Source organism: Micromonospora sp. NPDC000207, from assembly GCF_040300925.1.
GTDB lineage: Bacteria > Actinomycetota > Actinomycetes > Mycobacteriales > Micromonosporaceae > Micromonospora.
On sequence record NZ_JBEPEQ010000004.1, the window covers coordinates 62,356 to 82,708 of the forward strand.

23 protein-coding genes and 1 pseudogene are annotated in these 20,353 nt (G+C 70.5%); 11 read left to right on the forward strand and 13 right to left on the reverse strand.

Features of this window, described 5'->3' with window-relative positions; genetic code table 11:
* Positions 1-31: 31 nt before the first annotated feature.
* Positions 32-703, reverse strand: a pseudogene (locus ABT336_RS02580) (NADPH-dependent F420 reductase); the annotation flags it as partial.
* Between the two features lie 70 nt (positions 704-773).
* On the opposite strand from ABT336_RS02580, the gene ABT336_RS02585 reads away from it, so the two are divergent.
* A complete protein-coding gene (locus ABT336_RS02585; protein WP_350894714.1) occupies positions 774-1,145 on the forward strand; it encodes a winged helix-turn-helix transcriptional regulator in 372 nt (123 codons plus the stop codon).
* Between the two features lie 54 nt (positions 1,146-1,199).
* On the opposite strand, the gene ABT336_RS02590 is transcribed toward ABT336_RS02585, so the two are convergent.
* The 8 genes from ABT336_RS02590 to ABT336_RS02625 all read right to left on the reverse strand — a co-directional run bounded on the left by ABT336_RS02590 (position 1,200) and on the right by ABT336_RS02625 (position 7,890).
* Positions 1,200-1,970, reverse strand: coding sequence for an rRNA methyltransferase (locus tag ABT336_RS02590; RefSeq protein ID WP_350894715.1), 771 nt, complete (start codon positions 1,968-1,970; stop codon positions 1,200-1,202).
* A 222-nt stretch (positions 1,971-2,192) separates the two neighbouring features.
* Positions 2,193-2,321 (reverse strand): Atu4866 domain-containing protein, encoded by a 129-nt coding sequence (locus ABT336_RS02595; RefSeq protein ID WP_350894716.1) that lies wholly within the window; start codon positions 2,319-2,321, stop codon positions 2,193-2,195.
* A 60-nt stretch (positions 2,322-2,381) separates the two neighbouring features.
* On the reverse strand, positions 2,382-2,831 hold the full coding sequence (locus ABT336_RS02600; protein WP_350894717.1) for a SitI3 family protein: 450 nt from the start codon (positions 2,829-2,831) through the stop codon (positions 2,382-2,384).
* A complete protein-coding gene (locus ABT336_RS02605; protein WP_350894754.1) occupies positions 2,828-3,244 on the reverse strand; it encodes a CdiA C-terminal domain-containing protein in 417 nt (138 codons plus the stop codon). The genes ABT336_RS02600 and ABT336_RS02605 overlap by 4 nt, the downstream gene beginning before the upstream one ends.
* A 431-nt stretch (positions 3,245-3,675) precedes the next feature.
* The gene (locus ABT336_RS02610; protein ID WP_350894718.1) at positions 3,676-5,070 is read right to left on the reverse strand and encodes a PrsW family intramembrane metalloprotease; all 1,395 of its coding nucleotides are present in this window, start codon (positions 5,068-5,070) and stop codon (positions 3,676-3,678) included.
* A gap of 20 nt (positions 5,071-5,090) precedes the next feature.
* Positions 5,091-6,014 carry a hypothetical protein gene (locus ABT336_RS02615; RefSeq protein WP_350894719.1) on the reverse strand — a complete coding sequence of 308 codons (924 nt, stop codon included), beginning with the start codon at positions 6,012-6,014 and terminating at the stop codon, positions 5,091-5,093.
* A 166-nt stretch (positions 6,015-6,180) separates the two neighbouring features.
* Positions 6,181-6,393: a hypothetical protein gene (locus tag ABT336_RS02620; protein ID WP_350894720.1), complete on the reverse strand. Its 213-nt coding sequence runs from the start codon at positions 6,391-6,393 to the stop codon at positions 6,181-6,183.
* Positions 6,394-6,564: 171 nt separating this feature from the next.
* Positions 6,565-7,890 carry a glycoside hydrolase family 10 protein gene (locus tag ABT336_RS02625; RefSeq protein ID WP_502891086.1) on the reverse strand — a complete coding sequence of 442 codons (1,326 nt, stop codon included), beginning with the start codon at positions 7,888-7,890 and terminating at the stop codon, positions 6,565-6,567.
* Between the two features lie 483 nt (positions 7,891-8,373).
* On the opposite strand from ABT336_RS02625, the gene ABT336_RS02630 reads away from it, so the two are divergent.
* A complete protein-coding gene (locus ABT336_RS02630; RefSeq protein WP_350894721.1) occupies positions 8,374-8,544 on the forward strand; it encodes a hypothetical protein in 171 nt (56 codons plus the stop codon).
* 120 nt (positions 8,545-8,664) lie between these two features.
* Here ABT336_RS02630 and ABT336_RS02635 read toward each other — a convergent pair whose 3' ends face one another.
* Positions 8,665-9,894 (reverse strand): DUF2786 domain-containing protein, encoded by a 1,230-nt coding sequence (locus tag ABT336_RS02635; RefSeq protein ID WP_350894722.1) that lies wholly within the window; start codon positions 9,892-9,894, stop codon positions 8,665-8,667.
* Between the two features lie 221 nt (positions 9,895-10,115).
* On the opposite strand from ABT336_RS02635, the gene ABT336_RS02640 reads away from it, so the two are divergent.
* The gene (locus tag ABT336_RS02640) at positions 10,116-11,147 is read left to right on the forward strand and encodes a hypothetical protein (protein WP_350894723.1); all 1,032 of its coding nucleotides are present in this window, start codon (positions 10,116-10,118) and stop codon (positions 11,145-11,147) included.
* 146 nt (positions 11,148-11,293) lie between these two features.
* Positions 11,294-12,061, forward strand: a complete 768-nt coding sequence (locus ABT336_RS02645; protein WP_350894724.1) for an SDR family NAD(P)-dependent oxidoreductase — start codon at positions 11,294-11,296, stop codon at positions 12,059-12,061.
* Here the strand turns inward: ABT336_RS02645 and ABT336_RS02650 are convergent.
* Entirely contained in the window at positions 12,046-12,801 is a 756-nt protein-coding gene (locus tag ABT336_RS02650) for a Crp/Fnr family transcriptional regulator (RefSeq protein WP_350894725.1), read from the reverse strand. The two genes, ABT336_RS02645 and ABT336_RS02650, sit on opposite strands and share 16 nt — an antisense overlap.
* A gap of 274 nt (positions 12,802-13,075) precedes the next feature.
* Here ABT336_RS02650 and ABT336_RS02655 point away from each other — a divergent pair, with 274 nt between their 5' ends.
* The 6 genes from ABT336_RS02655 (at position 13,076) to ABT336_RS02680 (ending at position 17,805) form a co-directional block, all read left to right on the forward strand.
* A complete protein-coding gene (locus tag ABT336_RS02655; RefSeq protein ID WP_350894726.1) occupies positions 13,076-13,468 on the forward strand; it encodes a nuclear transport factor 2 family protein in 393 nt (130 codons plus the stop codon).
* Positions 13,469-13,554: 86 nt separating this feature from the next.
* Positions 13,555-14,124, forward strand: coding sequence for an RNA polymerase sigma factor (locus ABT336_RS02660; RefSeq protein ID WP_350894727.1), 570 nt, complete (start codon positions 13,555-13,557; stop codon positions 14,122-14,124).
* Entirely contained in the window at positions 14,121-14,927 is an 807-nt protein-coding gene (locus tag ABT336_RS02665; protein WP_350894728.1) for a cupin domain-containing protein, read from the forward strand. The genes ABT336_RS02660 and ABT336_RS02665 overlap by 4 nt, the downstream gene beginning before the upstream one ends.
* A gap of 76 nt (positions 14,928-15,003) precedes the next feature.
* Positions 15,004-15,804 carry an ABC transporter ATP-binding protein gene (locus tag ABT336_RS02670; protein WP_350894729.1) on the forward strand — a complete coding sequence of 267 codons (801 nt, stop codon included), beginning with the start codon at positions 15,004-15,006 and terminating at the stop codon, positions 15,802-15,804.
* 76 nt (positions 15,805-15,880) lie between these two features.
* Positions 15,881-17,218: a hypothetical protein gene (locus ABT336_RS02675; protein ID WP_350894730.1), complete on the forward strand. Its 1,338-nt coding sequence runs from the start codon at positions 15,881-15,883 to the stop codon at positions 17,216-17,218.
* Positions 17,215-17,805, forward strand: a complete 591-nt coding sequence (locus ABT336_RS02680; RefSeq protein ID WP_350894731.1) for a hypothetical protein — start codon at positions 17,215-17,217, stop codon at positions 17,803-17,805. Before ABT336_RS02675 ends, ABT336_RS02680 begins: the two co-directional genes overlap by 4 nt.
* Positions 17,806-17,894: 89 nt before the next feature.
* On the opposite strand, the gene ABT336_RS02685 is transcribed toward ABT336_RS02680, so the two are convergent.
* Positions 17,895-18,569: an NAD(P)H-dependent oxidoreductase gene (locus ABT336_RS02685; protein WP_350894733.1), complete on the reverse strand. Its 675-nt coding sequence runs from the start codon at positions 18,567-18,569 to the stop codon at positions 17,895-17,897.
* 134 nt (positions 18,570-18,703) lie between these two features.
* Here ABT336_RS02685 and ABT336_RS02690 point away from each other — a divergent pair, with 134 nt between their 5' ends.
* The gene (locus tag ABT336_RS02690; protein ID WP_350894734.1) at positions 18,704-19,093 is read left to right on the forward strand and encodes a winged helix-turn-helix transcriptional regulator; all 390 of its coding nucleotides are present in this window, start codon (positions 18,704-18,706) and stop codon (positions 19,091-19,093) included.
* A 140-nt stretch (positions 19,094-19,233) separates the two neighbouring features.
* Here ABT336_RS02690 and ABT336_RS02695 read toward each other — a convergent pair whose 3' ends face one another.
* Positions 19,234-19,485: a hypothetical protein gene (locus tag ABT336_RS02695; protein WP_350894735.1), complete on the reverse strand. Its 252-nt coding sequence runs from the start codon at positions 19,483-19,485 to the stop codon at positions 19,234-19,236.
* Positions 19,486-20,353: the final 868 nt, after the last annotated feature.

Sequence of the window (20,353 nt, forward strand, 5' to 3'; positions counted from 1 at the left end):
GGGTCGTCCGGGGCTGCGAGTCGTACCCGGATCACGTCGGCCGGGCAGTGCTGCCGTCCGGGGGAGAGGACGGCACGGCGGGGATCGCCGACTGCGGATCGACGCCGGCGAACGCGAGCGCGATGACGAACCCGGCCACCTCCTCCAGTTGGCGCGCACGGTCCAGGCCGCCGACCACCGCCGGAACACCCCCGAGGTCGCGTACGAGCGAGCCGACGATCTCCAGTGCTCGCGGGTCGTCCCCGCACATCGCGACGGTCACCGGTGACGGGGCGGGCGTCGTCCACCGCGTCGACGGGAACAGGTGCAGCGCCTTGACCACGTGAGCGCCGGGGGCGAGTGCGGCGACGTGCTGCGCGACCGCCCGTCCGGGTTCCGTCCGCAGCACACCGACGCCGTGGTCGACGGCGTTCGTCGGATCGATCAGCGGTATGCCGGTGAGCGATCCGGCTGGGCCACCGGCTGCCGTGAGGATGTCGGCGACGCCCTCCCAGTGCACACAGAGCAGGACGGCGTCGGCGTCCACGGCGACCTCTGGTAGCCGCCGGGGCTGCGCGCCGGACGCTCTCGCCGAGGCCTGCGTTCGCTCTGCCGAACGGCCGCCGATGCCGATGTCGTGTCCGGCCCGGGTCCAGGCGGTGGCGAGGGCCGTGGCGAGGGTTCCGGTGCCGAGAATTCCGATACGCATGGAGTCAGACCGTAGGGACGTCGACGTGCACCTATCGGTGCGTCACGCACCACCCGGTGCGCGTCGGGCGTGACACGATGTCGGGATGTCCCGGGAGACGGAGGGCGGCTGCGCGGATTTCGTGGCGGACTGCCGCCTACGAATGGGAACGGATCTGTTGACGCACGTCTGGGATCCGGTGGTGCTGGCCGCTCTCACCGCAGGCCCGTGTCGTCGCCGTACGCTTCGAGCGAAGATCGGGGGCATCAGCGACAAGGCCCTCACCGAGGCGCTGCACCGGCTCGTCGCCAACGGCCTGGCCGAACGGCGGTCGTACCCCGCCGTACCTCCTCGGGTCGACTACGCGTTGACGCCCCTCGGCCGGACCTTCACCGACGGGCCGATGCGCGCACTCGCCGAATGGAGCATCAGGTACGGCGACGAGCTCTTCGAGGCGCAGCAACTCGCCGCCGAGTGACACACCTCGTGTGCCGGGACCGGCTCCTGTGGGTGGGGCGCGGGCCGAGTGGCGTTACCGTTCGGGTGCACCGACCACCGCAGGTTGAAGATCCTTGAGGCGAACGAGGGCTGTCGCCCGCGTTCCGATCCTGAACCGGGCGGTAGCCCGGACACCTTCTGGCAGCCCGACGCGGCGCCCTCGGGTCGTCAACGCGATCATGGTGTCGGGGGGTAGCGCCGACGCGAGCGTCCCCAGCAGTCCGGGGATGCTGTTCTCCTGGTGCGGGCCCAGCCATGAGGTCTGTTCGCCGTACGGCATGTCGGTCAACACGAGATTCGGCGGCGGCATGTCGGTCAACAGGTCGGTGACCTGCTGGCGGTCGAGGGCGTCGGCCTGTCCGACGACGTGGCCGAGGTCCCCGCCGCTGCGGGCCAGCACTTCCTGCAGACGCCGTGCGGCTTCGGCGGACTGCGTGTAGGAGGGTCGGCCGAACCGGCGAGACATGTCCTCCAGCTCGGCTGTCCGCTTCTGCATGCCCTCGGCGGTCAGGAGGGCGAGGTTGGCTCGTGCGAGCCGGAGCGGGCCGTCGGCGATGTCCGAGGCGACGAGCCCCGCGATCTTGTCCCGATGCAGCAGGCCCAGCACGGTCAGCAGGTACCCGCTGCCGCAGCAGGGGTCCCACACGGTCAGAGACCGGGGCCGTCCCAGGGTGTGCCATGCGCGGAGGAACACCTCCGATGCGAGGCGGACGGGAAAGCCCGGATGGCCCGGTGCCGAACGCAGCACCGCCCCGCCGGCCAGGTCGGAGTAGTCGAGTCGCTCCGTCACGAACCGATAGGTCATCGCACCTCCGAGTCGGCCACCACTGCCCGCACCACGCACGTCGACGTCGGTCGCCCGTGTCACGTGTCATCCTCAGGTCCATCATGGACGAAAGTCGACCGTGCCGACACGACATTCAACTGGGGGTCGGAGCACTCCGATGCGGCTGGCGACATCGCGCAGGCCGGGCGGCTGTGGCACTGTCGTTCTCACCGGTGCTCCGTCGTTCGCCGGTGCGCCGACCTACTCGATCCGGGTCCCGACGATCCGGTAGGAACCCGTGTAGACGCTCTCCCGGTCACCCCGGGCCTCGTCGTGTCGGCCGTTCGGCAGCAGTGTCTGCCGGATGTGGCCGTCAGCGGTCACCCACATCCCGACGTACGCCCCATCGGTCGGACTACCGCCTCCCCGCCGACCACGCCACGGATCGGGCTAGTGAGGGACGAGGTGACCGAGGCCGTACGTCTCCCACCACTGCGGCCTGTGCTGGCGGACCTGCCCGGCGACGCGGGTGAGGAGGACCCAGTTGCCGTTGAGGACCAACGCTGCGTCCTCGGGGCGGGCGGCGAGCACGCGGGCGACTGTGGTCACCACGTTCAGTTCCCCGCCGTCCGCGCGATCGTCCTTGCTCATGTCGAAGTCGATGTCGACGTACCGCTCGGGCTCCCATTCCCACTGGGTGCCGTCGTCGTCTTCGGCGTCGTAGTAGCCGTTGTCACCGGAGGTGATGCTGACCAGGTAGCCGCACTCGTCGTAGAGGTCGGAGGTGAGAACGCCGCCGTCGGGCGGGAAGGTGGTTTCGCAGGCGTGCGGGGCGGCGAGGTCTGCCACCTGGCGGAGGGGGATGTCGCCTGCCAGAGTCAGCCGGTACCAGATGCTCATCGTGTCTGTTCTCCTCGTCGCGGCACGATCTGGATGATCGCACCCTCTCGGGTCACCGCAGCGACTTCCCTCATTCCGGGGACGGGCCAGTCGTCGAACTGCCTCTGCAGGGCGGTGAGGTCGCCCAGCCAGTCGTGCAGGTCGATCACCACACGTTGGGTCTGTCCCTTTTCGAACTTCTTGACGGCTTCTTTCCAGACCCCTCGTACATTCTTGAGCGAGGTGGGGGAGTAGCAGTCGAAGACGTGTCCTTCGATCAGGTAGTCGGGCTCCTTGCCGGGATCGCCGGTGTCACCGGTGTGGAGGCGCGCCTGCGCGACCTGCTGTCTGGTCGGGTTCTGGTGCACCTGATAGCCCTTGCCGGCGAGCAGGTCGGCGCACTGGTTCTCCAGTTCCAGCGACCGGCGGTTCACCTCGTTGGCATCCGGCAGGATCCTGGTACGTGGACCGGTGGGCGATCCGCCGGGAACACCAGTCAGAGATTGATCCCACGGCAGCTTCGTGCCGCTGCTGGTGGACATCGGGGGAGCGCTCGCGTCTCCGGATGCCTGCAACACCAGCCGGACGGCGAAGGGGTGCTGGGCGAGGGCTTCGAGAATCTCCTCCAGTTCCTGGGCCGACTTCGCCCCCGAGCGGTAGGCGTGGGCCGCGCTCGCCGCCACGGCGATCATCGCGGTGGTCCAGACGGTGAGGGCGGCGGTGGTCGCCGCCGTGCCGGAGCATCCGTTCCCGGGGTCGACAGCCGGTTGGTAGGAGACGCTGCAGGCCGCCCAGGCAGCCGTCGGTTGGACGAGCACTGTGACAGCGACAGTGGATAGGAGAACGAGAAGACGGCTGATCGAACTCATCGACCTGTCACCCCCACCGCGGAGAGCAGCTCGGCCTGACGGGTGCGCCGGCGGAGGATCCGTACCCGCAGTCGGTGCTCCTCCGCCGGGTCGGGCGGGACGCGGCCCTGCGAGGACAGCCACTGGTGGGTCGCGAGCGTGAGCTGCGCGCGCTGGACGGCCACGACGGCCCGGTATGCATCTCGTCCGGCCCTGCGCAGGAGGGTCACCCGGAGCCAGAAGCGGCGGGCCGGGACGATCAGCATCGGTACCTCGACCGGTGTGACGGTGCCGGTGCCGGAACGGGCCTCCGCGAGCAGGACGTCCGCGATGCCCTCGGCCTGTTCACGAAGTCCGTGCCGCAGCAACAGGGCGACCATGAGTACGCATGGTCCCTGCACCAGGATCAGCACCACCGGCGACATCAGGACCGTGTCGACGGCCGGGCCGGCCCCGACCAGGTCGGCACCGATCTGGCCGTACCAGCGGAAGACGACGTTGCTGGCGGCGTGCGAGCCGGCGGCCGCGAGGAACCCGCAGGTGACGACGAACGCCCGGCCCCGGGTCCGATCCATCTGGGAGGCGAGGCCGAGACCTGCCCCGAGTACGGCGCTGAACGCGGTGTGTGCGGCCATCAGTCCGACGGTCTGCCGCATCCAGTGCTGGAAGCCGGCGGCGGAGCCGGTGGCCGAGCTCAGGTACTCGATCGACTCGGTGAAGTTGAAGCCCAACCCGACGGCAGCTCCGAGGGCGATTCCCGACACCATCCCGGCGGTGTGCCGCCGGAACAACAGCAGTGCGATCGCCACTCCGGCACCCTTCGCCGCCTCCTCGACGAATCCGGCGTGGAACGCCGCACCGGCGTAAACCCGGTTGTGCAGGTACAGGAGGTTGCCGGCCTCCTGAAGGTAGGCGGGGGCGTAGTCCAGGTAGAGGGTGTTCATCGCCCCGGCGAGGCCGATCGCGGGCAGTGCCCCCCAGGCGAAGGCCCCGAGCAGGAGACGGCCCGGCATGCGGTGATGCCGCTGCGACCGGTGGGCGAACCACAACCCCGCCGCCGTGGTGGGAACGACAAGGAGGAGTTCCGGCAGGTTGGTCGCCATGACGTGGACCGGCCAGACGGCCAGCGACATCACCAGGGTGCCGAGGACCGTGAGTTGCCCGATCGGGGTCCGCCCCGGGCGGAGGGCGGGCACCGCCGCAGTGGCCGCCGCCGCGATCGCCGCCACCGCCCAGCCGCAGAGCACCGCCCAGAATGCCACCTTCGGCACCGTCGGCATGAAGGGTGAGAAGAGCCCCAGAGCCGGGTCGTCAGCGCTCGCCCTGGGCCGCAGGAGGTCGATGAGCAGAGCCGGGGCGTAGGAGCCGGACATCGCCGTGGCGACGAGGACGCACCTCCACAGGGCCCGCACCCGTGTCGGATCCCGGGGGGTCATCGGGGTGCGCCCATCGGCGGGGCGGGTGGCGGCGGAGGCGGGGGCGGCTGACCCGGTGGCCCGGGGACCCCGCTGGGGAAACCGGGGCCGCTCGGTACGCGGGCCGGGGTGGTGCTGATCACGAGCCCTACCAGCGCGGCGAGCCCGAGCATCACCACTCCGACGAGCCCGCACTGTCTCATCAGCGAGATCGCCCGGCCGTCGTCCCACGCCGCCGCCGAGGAGCCGCCGGCCAGCCGGCCGAGCGACAGGATCGAGTCGTCCCGCTGTGGATCGGGGGCGAGCGCCCGTGCTGTCCCGGTCGCGGCCAGCGCCGCGAACCCACCGGCCAGGAGCGTGCCGACCCCTGGCAGCCAGGCCCCGGCCACCAGGTCGGCGCCCTCGCCCGGTGCCATCGCCACGAGGGCCACCGTCACCAGGTGGCGCACCCCGATCGCCACCAGGATGCCGGCCGCGAGGAGGTTGTGCAGGTGGTACGCCCGGCGAAGCAGCGCGATCGTCGCTGCCAGGAAGGCCAGGGCCAGCGCCGCGAAGATCACGGCCGCGACCTGCTGGGCCTGCTCACGTTCCGCGTTGTGCGGATCGTCGTGGATGATGCCCAGGTACGCGACGAATCCGAAGAGGAGGGCGGGCAACGACATCGCCACGGCAGCGACGTATCGGCCGCAGCCTCCTCGGACACCACAGGTAGCGGCGGCGAACGGAGCCGTCGCCAGGAAACCGAAGGCGGTGTCCAGTTGAACTTGCAGGTAGGGGTGACGGCCACCCATCAGCCCCCACGAGGCCATGGAGATGTCGTACCCGGGAACGGTTTCCGTGGAGTGGAGCAGGGCCCAGGGCAGTCCAGCGCAGAGCAGACCCAGTAGGGCGGAGATCAGGGCGCCGACCCGTCCGACCCGACGCGCCACCCGATGATCCATGGGGGTTCATGTTAGGGCCGGTGGTCGGATCGTGTCGGCCCTCCCCGGGCAGGTCCCGGGGCTGGGCCTCACCGCCGGTACGGGTCGGTGATCGTCTTCGGGCCGCAGCGCCGGGGCGGCGAGATCGCGGAGCGTCACAGACGCGAGGTAGCCCCTGCCTCGCGTCTCACCGCGCTGCTCGAGCAGATCGGCCAAGTGGACCATCGAGGTCCGGACGAGCAGGGATGTGTTCGGCGTGGGAACCGGCCACCTGGGCCGCCAGCTCCAGCACCGCCTGCTCACGGCCGTCCCCGGCGGCGGAACGGCAGACGAGGTAGCCGGGCGCGAGGGAAAGCCCTATCCGCTCCATCAACTCTGCGGCAAGCTCGTCGATGTCCATCCCCCAGTACCTCCGCCTGCCAGACGCGACACAACAGGTCGAGGGCTCGTACGAGAGGGCGGTGCGGGGACGTCGCGTACGTCCGCGCACCGCCCGAGCGGTCTCGTCGTCATCCGACGGTGGGGAACCGTCGGCCGTGCACCCACCCGCACGGCCGACGGTCAGGTCGGGTCATCCCGAGGTGCAGGACCTGATCTGCGGACGTGCGGTGGAGTTGCCGTTCGTCATCGTGGTGAAGCCGAACGTGTTGCCGCTGCCGTCGGAGCGCATCGTCATCACGTTCCCGCTGGCGTCCCAGGTGGGGCTGCCGCTCCAGGTGGCGGAGATCTTCTGCGGGGAGGTGATGGCGACGACCACCGTCCAGGTGCTGGCCCCGCTGACCGTCACCGAGGTGTTGTAGCGGTCTCCCCAGGACTGGCCGGGCGTCATCGTGGCGGTGCACTGACCACCGGTGGGCGGGGGAGTGGTCGGGTTCCCGGTGGGCGGCGGGGTCGTGGGGTTCGGGCCGGTGCCGCTGTTCAGTGCGGTGAGGACGGCGTCGTATGCGGGCTTCTTCTGGCCGCTGCCGTTGAACAGCAACGGGTTCTCACTGGAGCGCCAGGAGTCGGAGTCGCGGATGCCCCAGACGGTGATGCCCTTGCAGCGTGCGACGGCGAGACAGTCGTTGACCACGTTGCGGTACGCGTCGGTCGGCGCGTTGCGGATGTCCAGCTCGGTGATGTGCACGTCGACGCCGAGTGCGGCGAAGCTGGACAGCGTGGTGCGGTAGTTGCTCGGGTAGTTCGAGCCACCGGTGAAGTGCGACTGGAGGCCGACGCAGTCGATGGGGACGCCCCGGTTCTTGAAGTCCTGGACCATCCGATAGACGGCCTGGGTCTTGGCGTCGTTCCAGTTGTCGGTGTTGTAGTCGTTGTAGCAGAGCTGGGCGTTCGGGTCGGCGGCCCGGGCGGCCCGGAAGGCGGCCTCGATCCAGTCGTTGCCGGTGCGCTGGAGGTTGGAGTCACGGCGGGCGCCGCTCGAACCGTCCTGGAACGCCTCGTTGACGACGTCCCACCAGGCGATCTGACCGCGGAAGTGGGTGGCGACCTGGGTGACGTGGTTGAGCATGGCGTTGCGCAGCGTGGTGCCGGACATGTTCTGCATCCAGCCGGGCTGCTGCGAGTGCCAGGCCAGGGTGTGGCCCCGGACCTGCATGCCCCGACTGCGGGCGTGCTGGACGATGCGGTCGGCGTTGCCGTAGCTGAACTGTCCCTGCTGTGGCTGGAGCGCGTCGATCTTCATCTCGTTCTCGGCGGTGACCTGGTTGAACTCGCGGTTCAGGATGGTCGTGTACGCCGAGTCGTTCAGTCTGTTGGCCGCCACGGCGGTGCCGAAGTACCGGCCTCGCTCGGCCGCAGAGGCGCCCAGGGTGCTCGCGGCGCTTGCGTTGCCGGGCAGGACGACGGCACCTGCCATCGCCAGCATGCCCACGGCGGAGAGGACGAGTGCTACGCGCATTCGTCTCGAACCGGTGAGCGGTCGGGGAGAACCTTTGATCATCTGACGCTCCTTCCGGGTCCGGTGTCAGTGAACCGGGCAGCACAATCCGGACCTACGGTGCGATCGGGGTGATGCCCTGGAGCCCTCACCGAGGGGTGGCATCGGTCTTGCTGATGCTGGAGTATTTCAGGAAGATTTCACGAACGTCAATGTATTTCGAAAATACGCCCGCAACTTTCGGGCCATCCATGGAAGGGCGGATCGAGGAGTGCGCAGGTCGCGGCCGGTGGCATGTCGTCGGGCGGAGGCGCAGAGCAGGGTGACACCCCTCGCGGGAGGGGCGCGACCAAATTCGGATCGCGTTGCTCCCGCTACTTCCTCGAAACTTTCGGGGATCGCGGGCCGGGCGTCTGCCGCCTGCTCTGCGGAAGGCCCCGACCCGCGAGCGGGGGCCTTCCGCGTCGAGGGGCGGCGACGACGACCCTGACGGATAATCAGCCGATGACCAATCCTGACCTCGATCCGGACGTCTATCCGCCCCTCGACCCGCGTGAGCCCGTGCCGGACACCGCCGAGGAACTGCTTCCGGGGACGCCCGACAGTCTCCCCGACGCGCCGGTGGAGCCGATGCCCGACGACGGTGAGCCCGGAGGCGTACCCGAACCGGCGTGACGGTCCCCGACGGCCCGCCCCACAGTGGCGGTCGAGGACGGCGGGATCGACCCGGCGGGGATCGTGCAACCATCGCACCCCATCGACGGTCCGCTCTCGTCCCGCCGGAACCCGGTGCGGCTATCGACCCCGTTCGGTGTCGGTCGGCAGGGTGGCCCGGTCGGCGGCCTGCCGACCGGACTCCCAGCCCTCGCGGCTCTCCACCCGGCTGGCGCGGACCCGGACGGTGTGCGGGAAGACCTGTCGGATGGTCTCGCGGATCTGCTCGTCCCGGGAGGCGAGCACCGGCAGCAGGTCGGCCGGGCGGGTTCCCCCGTTCCCGTCGCCACCGCCGGTGGCCTGCGCCAGCGCCAGCCGGGCCGCGCCGGCCAGCCGTTGCTCGATCCGGACCGTGAACGCCACCAGGAAGGACTGACGGAACGCCCGGAGACGGCTCCGACCGGCCTTGCCGCCCGCCGGTTCGGCCTGGGCCATCGCCCGGTGCGCCTGCACCAGCAGGGAGGTGTAGATCAGGTCGACGGCGTCGATGTCGGAGTCGAAACCGAAGACGGTGCTGAACGCCAGTTCCGGTGACGAGACAGTGTGGCAGCGGTTGGCTCGGGCGACGGCGTCCAGGAGGGTGGCCTTCTCCTTCTCGTGCGGGTGGTCCACGCCCACCCGCCGCGCGTGCGGCACCACCGGCGTCGCGTCACCGCCCCGCGCGGCCAGTAGCGCCTCGTCCAGGCTGTGCCGGGTGACCAACTCCTGGGCCTTCGCGGTGTACGCCTCCGCCTCGGCCGGGAACGTCGTCGACTCCGCCTTGGCGAGCAGGGCCCGTACCCGGTCCAGCAGCCGGGCGTCGATCCGGGGCGACCCGGCGGCCCCCGCCAGGTCGGTCGGCGCGACGGCGGACCCGGATGGGGGGACGAGGACCTCGATGCGCGGAAGGGCGGCCAGGACGGTGAGCAGACCCAACAGCAGATCGAGTACGGCCACCCGGTCGAGCCGCCGACGCGCGGCGAGTTCGGCGACGTACGTCGCGTCGGCGGTCCACCAGACCCGAGCGCCGAGGGTGTCCGCCTGGGCCAGCCACCGCCCGTCGACCGTGGCCTGGGGAAACTGTCGCAGGTGCGCGGCGACGGCGTCGGTCACCAGGTCGGCGTGGTGCGGTCGGCCCCGCCGGACGACCACCCGGTGCAGCTCGGCCGGCTGCCATCCGCCCCGCCACAGCCGCCCGAACGCCTCGTCCTTCGCCGCCGTCAGCTCCGGGTCGACCTCGGCCGACGGGGTGACGGTCAGCGCGTCCAGCCCCGCCTCGTAGTCGACGTTCCCGGCGACGATGGCCCTGATCCGCTCCCGTACCGATGTCACCAGCCCAAGGCTACGGAAGCCGGAGCGGGGGGTGGGGACGACGTTAGATTGATCTCGACTGTCGAGCGCAGGGAGTGGAACGTGCCCCAGGAAGTCGTCCGGCCGGATCAGGTCGCCCATCACCAGAAGGTTCTGGACGAGACTCGGGTCGCCCTCCACCGGGTGTTGTTCGGGGAGAGGTTGTCCGCCTCCGGGGCTCCGTCGACACCTTGCTCCACCGCGTGAGCGGCGACGACCGTCTCCTGCTCACCGAGGTGGGCGACCTCCTGCGGTCGGTCGGGGACCAGGAGGACGCACTACGCCGGGCGAGGACGGCCGTCGGCGAGGGCATCGCCGACTGGACGCGGAAGGTCGTCAACCTCACGAACCAGGCCGACCATTTCATAGGGACTCAGGGCAGGTGTTGGAAGGCCATCAGGGTCCGTTCGGACCCGAAGGTCAGACTTGACGTGCCGGACATGGACACGCTCTACGGACAGAAGGCGTTCCTCGCGCTCCGCACCCGCGAGGCCAAATGCCACGACGTGACGGCCCTCGCATTTACCAGGGCCGACGCGCTCCTCTACGACAGGGAACGCAATGTCGGTGACCTCCTGACCACCAAGAAGCTCGAGGCCACCGACGAGACCCTGCCCAGGGCCCACCGCAACCACGCGTTGCTGTTCCTTGGCGACCCGGACCGTCCCGAGTCCGTAGCCGTCGACGCCTGGACGCGTCTGCCGACGGTGACCGGCGCGTTCAACTACTCATGGGAACAGGTGCACGCCGCTGTCTCACTGCATCAGACGACGGCGCTCGGGCGAAACCTCCTCGCCGAGGGTGGGAAGTACATCGGCAAGGAGTGGTTGCGAACGAGCAATTCAACCGAGGACCTGCGCGTTCCCGGGGCGACGATGCAGGACGTCGCCCAGCACCGGGCGGTGAGTTACTGCTACGCGATCGACCATGCCCGCTACGACTGGCGCGACAAGCCGGATCTCGGCACCGTGCTGAACAAGGCCGCCCTGTGCACACCACTGGACCGGGACCCCCGGTTCACCGCCACGGCGGTGGGCTCGGCGACGGCAGCCGGGACGTCACGACGGACGAGCCCCACGTCACCGACCTCCTCGGCGCAGGTCGCACAGGTCGCAGAGGTCGCTGCTCTCACCTCGCCCCGACAACCGTCCGTCGACCCGACCGCCTCCGCCGTCGACGCCGGCGTCCCCCGGCGCCGGAGCCCGTCCCCGCAGGCAGCCGGTCGGCGAAGGTGAGGACGTCCGGCCACCGGCCCGGTGCCCGCTGGACGCTCCGATCGACCGACCTCCGCCCTCACCCACAGCCGCTCGAAGCCACCGACGTCGATCGTGACGGACCGAAGTCACTGTCGGGGGTCGCCGTGGGCTCTAGCGTCCGACCGATGACTGGCAGACTGGCAGGCAAAGTAGCGGTGATCACGGGGACCGGCGGCGGTCAGGGGCGGGCGGCGGCCCTCCTGTTCGCGCGGGAGGGTGCGACGGTCGTCGGCTGTGACCTCAAGACGGAGGGGGCGGAGGAGACCGTCGAGATGGTGCGGGCGGCCGGCGGCGTCATGACGTCGACGCATCCGCTCGACCTCGCCGATCGGGACGCTGTCGGAAACTGGGTCTCGGCGGTGGTGGCCGAGCACGGCGGTATCGACATCCTCTACAACAACGCCTCAGCACCCCGGTTCGCGTCGATCGCGGAGATGACCGTCGACGAGTGGCGGTTCACCCTCCAGAACGAGTTGGACGTCGTCTTCCACGTGACGGCGCTGGCCTGGCCCCACCTCGTCGCTCGTGGCGGCGGTTCGATCGTGAACGTCGCCTCGATGCAGGGCATCAGTGCGATCCGCTCCGCCCCCGGCGGCTTCGCCCACGCGGCGACCAAGCACGGGATCATCGGCATGACCCGGGAGTTGGCCAACGAGGGCGGGCCGCACGGCATCCGGGTCAACGCCGTCAGCCCTGGGCTGATCATGTCGCCGGCCACCAGTGCCATGGCCGACGTGCCGGGGGTGCTGGACTCCTTCATCGAGCGTCAGGTCATCAAGCGTCTCGGTGAGCCGGAGGACGTCGCACAGGCGGCCCTGTTCCTGGCCTCCGACGAGGCCGGCTTCGTCACCGGGGCGAACCTGGTCGTCGACGGCGGTTACACCGCCGTCTGACAGGGGTGTCCGTCGATCGCGGCGGCGTGCAGCCGGGCCGGGTTCGTCAGGACCAGGCGGCGCCGCCGGCGTTCGACGAGCCCTTCGGCTCGGAACCGACACATCGAACGCGACACCACTTCGCGTACGGATCCGATGGCGTTCGCGATCTCCTGGTGGCTCGCGTGGACGACCAGGTCCGGGCCCTCCCGGGTCGCCAGGTTGATCAGGTGGCGGGCCACTCGTTCCCGGATGGGGCGGAACACGTTCGCCGCGATGAGTTCCCGGTCGTGCACGGCCTGGACGGCGATCTCTCGGGCCAGGGCACCGGACAGTGTCGCGTTGTTGCGGGCGGCGGCAGCCACCACTGTCGCGGGAAGGGTCAGGATCCGGCTGGTCTGCAACGCCTCGCCGTTGACAGCCGTCTCCTCCGGTGGCGGGCTCGAGGCGGGAACCAGGCCCATCGCTATCCGCCGTACGCCGACGAGCTGGCCGTGGCCTGCGTACCGCACTGTCATGGCTCGGCCGTCCGGAGAGGTGAGGTAGAAGCGGAGCAGGCCGTCGACGACGACGGCGCACAGTGGCGTCTCGGCGTGGTGCGCCCCGGGGTAGAACACCTCACGTGGCGCGAGCGTGACCTCCACGGCCCGTTCCAGCAGGCTCGCCGTCAACTGCGGGGGCAGGGCGGCGAACAGCGTGGACCCCCATGCCGACCGCGCGCCGGGCGAGAGGCGGTGCACCGGATGGTCCGCGTCGAGCATGTGTCCTCCTCCGTCGGGTGGGGCCGCACGGGTCGTCGTCACGGCGAAGCGGGACCGTCGGCGCATTCGGGCCAAACCCTAACCGTCCCGGAGTGGTTCATGATCGACCAAACGGACGGTTTTGCCTGCTCGGCACCGGTCCGGCGGGTTCCGACAGCGTCGGCGGCCCGCCCCGAACCCTGCGTCGCAACTCGTGACCATGGTCACTGTCGATCGTGAAGCCGTCCGCGAAGCTCAGTCCGTCCCCTGTACGCCGTTCACCCGAGGAGAGACCATGACCGTCCCGACGCCCGCCCGACGCCTCGTCGAGGAGTACTACGCGCTCATCGACGGCGGTAAGCTGCCCGAGGCGTGCGAGCTGATGACCGAGGACGTCAAGCTGACGTTCGCAAACGCCGAGCCGGTGTACGGCAGGGCGGCCGCCGCATCGTCCATCCAGTACGTCCTGGACTGCTGCGACAGCATCAAGCACGACGTGGTGACCTTCTTCGAGACGACCGACGCCGACGGCACCCGCACCGCCTTCATCGAGATCCGGATCAAGTACTTCCTGAAGAACGGCAAGGTGTTGGACAACCCCGGGGCCGTCGTGGCGACCGTCGACGGGGAGGGCAGGTTCACCGAGCAGCGCCTGTACGGCGACCTCAACGAGGTCTTCGTCCCGTGAGGTGACGCCGCAGGGTGGAGGTCGGATGTGACGACGGTCACGTGGAATCTGCACCCGATCGGGGTCGGCCCGTCGTCTTACCGGGTGTGAGAACAGGCAAGGACGCGGCTGACGAGGGTGAACTCGTACGACGTGTCGCCCGTGGAGACCGGCGGGCGTTCGACGAGTTCTACCGGCGTACCGCGCCGTGGTTGGAGGTGCGCCTGCGGCGCCGCTGCGCCGACCCCGACGTGGTCGCCGAGGTCCTCCAGGAGACGTACCTGGCGGTGTGGCGGGCGGCGGGCGGCTTCGCCGGTGCCCGGACCGGCAGCGGCGGCGAGGCACGGGGAAGTGCCGTGGGCTGGCTGTGGACCATCGCCGCCCACCGGTTGGTCGACGCGTTCCGCCGCCGGGCGCGTACCGACCAGGTGCCGCAGGTGCAGCTGACGCCGAGCACGGTCCCCGCCGCCGAGGACGAGGTGATGGCGGCCCGGATCGGCCAGGAGTTGGAGCAGGCCCTGCTCGTCCTGCCGCCCGAGGTCCGGGCCGCCCTGCGGGCCACGGTCCTCGACGGACTCTCGACGCGTGAGGCCTCGGTGCTGCTCGGCGTCCCGGAGAACACCGTCAAGTCCCGCGTCCGCCGGGCCCGGGTCGCCCTCCGGGAGGCCCTGTCATGACCCATCCCAGCCTCACCCAGATCGTCGGGTACGCCACCGGGGATCCAGGGCTCGACGAACCCGCCGTCTGGGCGATCGAGGTGCACCTGGAGGGCTGCGCCGACTGTCGCGCCCGACTGGCCGGCAGCACCACTGTGCAGAGCCGGGCCGTCGTCGCACGGGTCGCGCTGGAGTTGGACCGCGAGATCGCGGCGGCCCCGGCTCCCGTCGGCCGCCGCTGGTCCTGGTCCTGGTCCGTGCTGCACCACCGCTGGTTCGTCGGCACGTTGCTGCCGTGGCTGGTCATGACCGTCACGGTGCTCGGGTGTGCCGCTCTGCTCGGCGCGTTGTGGGTCGGGATGCCCTCGCTGGTGCTGCTCGTCGCACCGTTGGCCCCGCTGCCCGGCGTGGCGGTCGCCTGGCAGCGCCGTGCCGACCCGGCCTGGGAGCTGATCGCCACCACACCCGCCGCCGGCCTGACCATGCTGCTGCGGCGTACGGCTGCGGTGTTGGCGGTCGTCGTCCCCGCCCTCGCGCTGGTCGGTGCCGGCACCGGGTTGTCGTTGGCCCTGATGCTGCTGCCCTGCCTCGCGTTCACCGCCGCCACGCTCCTGCTGGGAACCCTCGTCGGGGTACGCCGCGCCGCGATCGGCGTGATCGCCTCCTGGACGCTCGTGGTGATCGCTCCCAGCATCGCCGCCACCCGGATGCCGGTGCTCCTGTCGGCGGAGGCCGAGCGGAGTTGGGCGGTGGCCACTGTCGTCCTGACCGCCGTGGCATTCCTGCGGGTCACCGGATCCCGGCGGCTCTCCCACCCCGACTAGCCCTCGAACCCGTGGTACGGCCACCCGGCCACGCTGCCACCGCACCCTGTGGCGATCACTGAAGGAGACGACGACGATGCGTGCTGTGAGCACGGCCGAGACGGCGACCACCACCCATCCCTGGCCGATCCACGCGGAGGGGTTGCAGGTGCGGGCCGGCCGACACCTGGCCGTCGACGGCCTCGACCTGGCCCTGTCCACCGGCGTGCACGGGCTGCTGGGCCCCAACGGCGCGGGAAAGACCACCCTGATCCGTGCCCTGGCGACCGTCCTGGCCCCGGCCGGCGGTCGGTTGACCCTGCTCGGGCAGGTGGTCGACGGCCGTTGCGAGCTGCGACCGGTCCGCCGCGCCCTGGGCTACCTGCCACAGCACTTCGGCTACTACCCACGGTTCACCGTCCGCGAGTTCGTCGGCTACATGGCCTGGCTCAAGGAGATGCCGAAGGCCGACATCCCGGGGGCCGTGCAACGGGCCGTCGACCGGGTCGGACTCGCCGACAGGGCCGACGCCCGACTGAAGACCCTCTCCGGGGGCATGCTGCGTCGGGCGGGTATCGCGCAGGCCATCGTCAACGATCCGAGGCTCCTGCTCCTCGACGAACCGACTGTCGGCCTGGACCCCGAACAGCGGCTCGACTTCCGCGAGATGCTGCGTGACCTCGGCACCGACAGCTGCGTGCTGGTCTCCACCCACCTGGTCGAGGACGTGGTGGCGGCCTGCACCGACGTCGTCCTGGTCAACGCCGGACGCCTGGTGTGGCGGGGTACGCCCGAGGTGCTCGCCGCGCAGGGCGACGGGGGACACGCCGGTGACAGCCCGGCCGAGCGGGGCTATGCGGCGCTCCTGCGTCAGCACCGGGCGGAGGCGAACCGGTGAGCGGGCGTGGTGAGCGGGTCGTCGAGATCGCAGCGGTGGTGCCGTACGGCGGCACGACCCGACGTGGAGGGTCGGCATGAGCATCCTGGGAGTCGAACTGCGCCGCTCCGCCGCGCTCGGTGCCGCGCTGATCACGGTGGTGATCGGCGTCGGGGCGCTCTACGCGGCGACCGGCAGGTGGTCGGGTGGCTGGATGGCCCTGGCCATGACCATCAGGGAGTACCTGCTCCTCTTGTGGCCGTTGGCCCTCATGGCGGGGGCCTGGCAGGGCCGCCGGGAGCACCGGGCGAAGGTCGGTGAACTGTTCGCCAGCACCCCCCGACCACCCGTGCGGCGGATGCTGCCGGTGCTCGTGGCGATGGCCTGCACCCTCGCGGCGGCCTACCTGGTGGTGACAGTGGCGGGCCTCGCCTGGATCGTCACCACCGCCCGGTACCTCCCCCTGGTGAACTTCGTCGTCGTCACCGGGGTCGGTGTCCTGTCGGTGGTCGCCGCGGCATGGCTCGGACTGGGGGTCGGGCGGCTCCTTCCCGCCCTGGTGACGGTTCCCGCGCTGGGGGTGGCCGGGGTGCTGCTGGTCGGGGTGGGTTCCCTCGTGCCCCCGGACCGGGTGGCGGCGGCGATCTCGCCGGTCCACGGCACCAGCCTGTTCCACGACTACCAGACGATCGACAGCCGGGTCAGCGGTGCGGTGGCGATCTGGATGGTCGCGCTCGCCGTCACCGGTCTGCTGTTGTTCGTCGCGGCCGGCCGGCGTGCCCGGCTGGCGGCGGTGGTGCCGGTGCTGCTCGGGCTGGTGGCGGCGACCGCTGTCGTCCCCCACGACCAGGACGTGCTCAACTGGCCGGTCGACCCGGTCGCCCGGGAGCTGGTCTGCACCGACGACACCCCGACGGTGTGTGTCAGTCGGGTCCACGCCGGTGTGCTCGACGCGGTGACCCCACCGGCCCGGGACGGACTGGCAGTGCTGGCGAAGTTGCCGAACGCGCCGAGGGCAGTGCACGAGGACACGGGCGTGGTCGGGTTCGGCGAGGACCGGGCGACCCCTCAGGAGGGCGTCGTCACCATCGACGTCCGGATCGACAGGCGGGGGCGGCTCGCCCACCCGGCCGCCGTGGTCCCCGAGATCGTCGCGGGGCTGGGTGTCCCGTACGACGGGAAGTGCCGGAACCGTCATGCGGCCACCGAGCGGGCGGCGGCCTCCTGGCTCCTGGGCCGTGAGCCCCGGTCCGACGTCGGCGTGGTGCCCGGCATGCTCGCGGAGGATCCGGAGCTCAACGCCGAGGCGGTCACCCTGTGGCAGCGGCTGCGTCGACTGCCCGAGGGTGAGGCGCTGGCCCGGGTCACTGCGGTCCGCGACGCCCTCCTGGTCTGCGAGGACCCGGTCGGGATCCTCTCCGGGAGCGCCGGGTGACCTGGACGCTGCTGTACCTGCGGGCCCGACGCGTACCCCTGGCTCTGGCCGCAGCGGTCGGCGGCGGCGCGGTGGTCTGGGGGCTGTGCCTGGCCTTCGCCGAGGACCCCGACGTCGCCCCGACGGTCGTCGTCCTGACCGTGGTGTTGATGGTCGCTGCGCTCGCACCCACCCTCGCCGGTCCGGACGAGAACCTGGAACGGACCGGTTCACTGCGTTGGCCCTGGCGACGTGCGGCGCACCTGCTGGCCGGACTGGCGGTGGTCCTCGTGGTCCTGCTCGCCACCCTGCCCACCGAGGCCCGGTTCGGGCCGGCTGCGCTGGTGACCCGCGACGCCGCCGGGCTGCTCGGCCTGACGGCGCTGTGCGCGACGGTGTTCGGTGCGGCCCGGTCGTGGTTCCTGCCGCTGGGCTGGACCACCGTCGCGGCCCTGTATCCGCAGCAGGGCACCTGGGGGGCGATCGCCACGTGGCAGGGCCAGTCGACAGACACCCGGGCCGCCACGTGGACTGCGGCGGTGTTGGCCGTCGGTGGGCTGATCGCCTACTCGCTCGCCGGGCCGGCCCGCAGGGATCCGTCGGAGTGACCCGAGGCCACCAGCACACCCCGGATCCTCGGCGGGGTGTGGTGGTGGCGGGGCTGTCCCGGTCGACGTCGACCGGGACGACCGGGGCGCTAGCGGGTCGCGGCGTCCGCGTGGACGGGCCGCAGGCGGGAGGCGAGGGTGTGACCGTGGCGGTGGGCGTGGTGCTCCGCGTTCGTCCTGATCTCCTCGGCCAGGTCGGTGAACGCGTCCAGCGCGGGGTTGACCCCGACGAGGGTGAACTCGCGGGTGACGACCTCCAGGTCGATGCCCCACACGTCTTCGAGGATCCGTCGCATCCAGGAGGTCGCGTGGTCCCACCCCTCCTTCGGGGTGCCGGGGGAGTAGTTCCCGCCCTGGACGGTCACCAGCACTCCGGGCTTGCCCGAGGTGACCGGGGTGCGCTCAGGCGACATGCGGGAGTCGGCGATGACCAGATCCACATACGTCTTGAAGTGTTGGGAGACACCGAAGTTGTACAGCGGCGCCGCGAACAGGTAGGCGTCGGCTGCGGCCAGCTCGTCGACCAGCGCGTCGGCGAGATCCCGGGCGCGCTGCTGACCCGGGGTGCGGTCCGGGGCGGGTGTGGCCGACGCGGCCAACGCCGCCGCCCACGCGTCGCCGGGTATCGGGGTGGTGCCGATCTCCCGGCGGACGACGGTCGGATCGGTCGCCGTGTCGCGCCACCGACCTTCGACGATGTCGGCGAGGGCACGACTGGTGGAGCCCTCGGTGCGGATGGACGCGTCGACACGGAGCAGGGACATGATGCCTCCAGGATTGTTTCGACTGTGGTGGTGCGGGCCGCAGTGGTGCGGGCGCAGGTGATCGGGTATGCACCAAGGATCCGGGGCACATCTCGTCGTTGACAAACACCGGGTAACCTACTTACCTTCGGTAAGTGAGTATCTCCGGATCCGGTCCGACCCGTCCTGCGCTCCACATCGACGACGACGAGTGCCGGCGTCTCGCCGGAGTCATGGAGATCGTCGGCAGACGCTGGGCCAGCGGCATCCTCCTCGCCCTCGGTCTGGGCGCGGAGCGCTTCACCGAGATCGAGAGGCGTGTCCAGGGGCTCTCCGGGCGCATGCTCACCGTCAGGCTCCGCGAACTTGAGGGCGCTGGTCTCGTCGACCGCCTCGTCGAACCGACGATGCCCGTGAGCATCCGTTACCGCCTCACCGAACGCGGCATCGAACTTCTCCGCTCGTTGCAACCCATCGCACGCTACGCCCAGCGCTGGGAGGGTGGGGTCTCCACCGGCGAGTCGCGCACGGGGGCCGAGTCCTGAATCGACCTCGTCGCCGACCGAGGTGCCGCGTGTCGACGACGGGCGGACGAGGCCCTGGCGGCACCGTCGCGCTCAAGGCCGTGACCAGCGAAGACACTGGTCACGGCCGTGAGGGTCGTGGGTCGGGATCCGTTGGGCGTTCAGCCCACCAGGCGATACTGGTACGGGCCCGTCGAGCCGCAGACGCTCGTGGACCGAATCGAGTCGTACGTCCAGCCGAACGGGATCGTGCAGGCCCACAGGCCGTTGACCGGGGTCCGTAGCCGGTAGCGGTACGAGAGCGAGCCGCAGGCTCCGGTGGGCTCCACCTGGTCCCAGACGTAGCCGCTCGGCACGGAGCAGGCCCAGGTCCCGTCGAGGCTGAGCGCCCCCGGTGCGGAATTCCCATTCACGGCGGCTTCCTGCGCGATCGGATTCGCATGGGCAGGAATTGCCGTCTGGGAGGTGAGTAACGTGGCTGTCCCCAGGGCGACAACGGTGATGATCCGACGAAACACGGCACCCCTTCCGATCATTCTGCGATCGTCGTCGTGGTCCCTGACATCCTCTCAGGTCACCTGCTCGTCATCAATTATTTGATATTGATGTCGGACGATTGTGTGGCGCGGTGTGGGCGGGGTCTGGCGCCCACGCGGTCGACTCCCTGCCGGCCTGCATTGCGGCGACGAGGCTCGTCAGGTCCCGGTTCAGGCGGTTCCTGACGTCGTGCTCCCGGGTGGGCAGTGGTCTGCGCAGAGCGGGATTGCCGAGAGGGTCGCGCAGGGGGCGCAGGTCCGACGTCAGTCCGCCGGAAGTGAGGTTCACGCGTCGCGACTTCATGCCACCTGCCTTGGTGATTACCCGACCGGCAATTCCGCCTGCCCCTGCGAGGTTGGGCCCCCTGTGCGCTTGGCGGTCCAGACCTGGCCGCGCGGTGCGCCACCCGAGGGTGGTCATGCGAGCGAGTGAAACGGACAGTGATGCCTCGAACACTCTCCGCTCGATTGTGGAGTGCCCGGCGATGTCCTGGCGGCCACGCTGCTCACCCCTCGCCGAGCTGACCCTGCGGTGATCATGGGTGTACGCTCCGTCGTTGCGCCGGTGGTCGTCGGCGGCGCGGCACCGTCACCCCAGTCTCGATCAATTGGCGGGTGTAAGTGCTTGCTTGAGATGAGACAGGTGTGCGAGGCTCCCTTCCGGCGGGTGACGGGGGGAGGCCGCGCGTGGTTGAGCCATGCTTGGAAGTCTCCAGCTATGTGCTGGAGGAAATCCATCGAATCG

Bases quoted from the DNA above. Each gene is read 5' to 3' on its own strand.
- ABT336_RS02645 (WP_350894724.1), top strand. From the start codon at position 11,294: ATGACTGGCAGACTGGCAGGCAAAGTAGCGGTGATCACGGGGACCGGC.
- ABT336_RS02665 (WP_350894728.1), top strand. From the start codon at position 14,121: ATGACCCATCCCAGCCTCACCCAGATCGTCGGGTACGCCACCGGGGAT.
- ABT336_RS02630 (WP_350894721.1), top strand. From the start codon at position 8,374: ATGACCAATCCTGACCTCGATCCGGACGTCTATCCGCCCCTCGACCCG.
- ABT336_RS02625 (WP_502891086.1), bottom strand. From the start codon at position 7,890: ATGCGCGTAGCACTCGTCCTCTCCGCCGTGGGCATGCTGGCGATGGCA.
- ABT336_RS02685 (WP_350894733.1), bottom strand. From the start codon at position 18,569: ATGTCCCTGCTCCGTGTCGACGCGTCCATCCGCACCGAGGGCTCCACC.
- ABT336_RS02675 (WP_350894730.1), top strand. From the start codon at position 15,881: ATGAGCATCCTGGGAGTCGAACTGCGCCGCTCCGCCGCGCTCGGTGCC.
- ABT336_RS02595 (WP_350894716.1), bottom strand. From the start codon at position 2,321: ATGTGGGTGACCGCTGACGGCCACATCCGGCAGACACTGCTGCCGAAC.
- ABT336_RS02655 (WP_350894726.1), top strand. From the start codon at position 13,076: ATGACCGTCCCGACGCCCGCCCGACGCCTCGTCGAGGAGTACTACGCG.
- ABT336_RS02620 (WP_350894720.1), bottom strand. From the start codon at position 6,393: ATGGACATCGACGAGCTTGCCGCAGAGTTGATGGAGCGGATAGGGCTT.
- ABT336_RS02600 (WP_350894717.1), bottom strand. From the start codon at position 2,831: ATGAGCATCTGGTACCGGCTGACTCTGGCAGGCGACATCCCCCTCCGC.
- ABT336_RS02615 (WP_350894719.1), bottom strand. From the start codon at position 6,014: ATGGATCATCGGGTGGCGCGTCGGGTCGGACGGGTCGGCGCCCTGATC.
- ABT336_RS02650 (WP_350894725.1), bottom strand. From the start codon at position 12,801: ATGCTCGACGCGGACCATCCGGTGCACCGCCTCTCGCCCGGCGCGCGG.
- ABT336_RS02585 (WP_350894714.1), top strand. From the start codon at position 774: ATGTCCCGGGAGACGGAGGGCGGCTGCGCGGATTTCGTGGCGGACTGC.
- ABT336_RS02590 (WP_350894715.1), bottom strand. From the start codon at position 1,970: ATGACCTATCGGTTCGTGACGGAGCGACTCGACTACTCCGACCTGGCC.
- ABT336_RS02670 (WP_350894729.1), top strand. From the start codon at position 15,004: ATGCGTGCTGTGAGCACGGCCGAGACGGCGACCACCACCCATCCCTGG.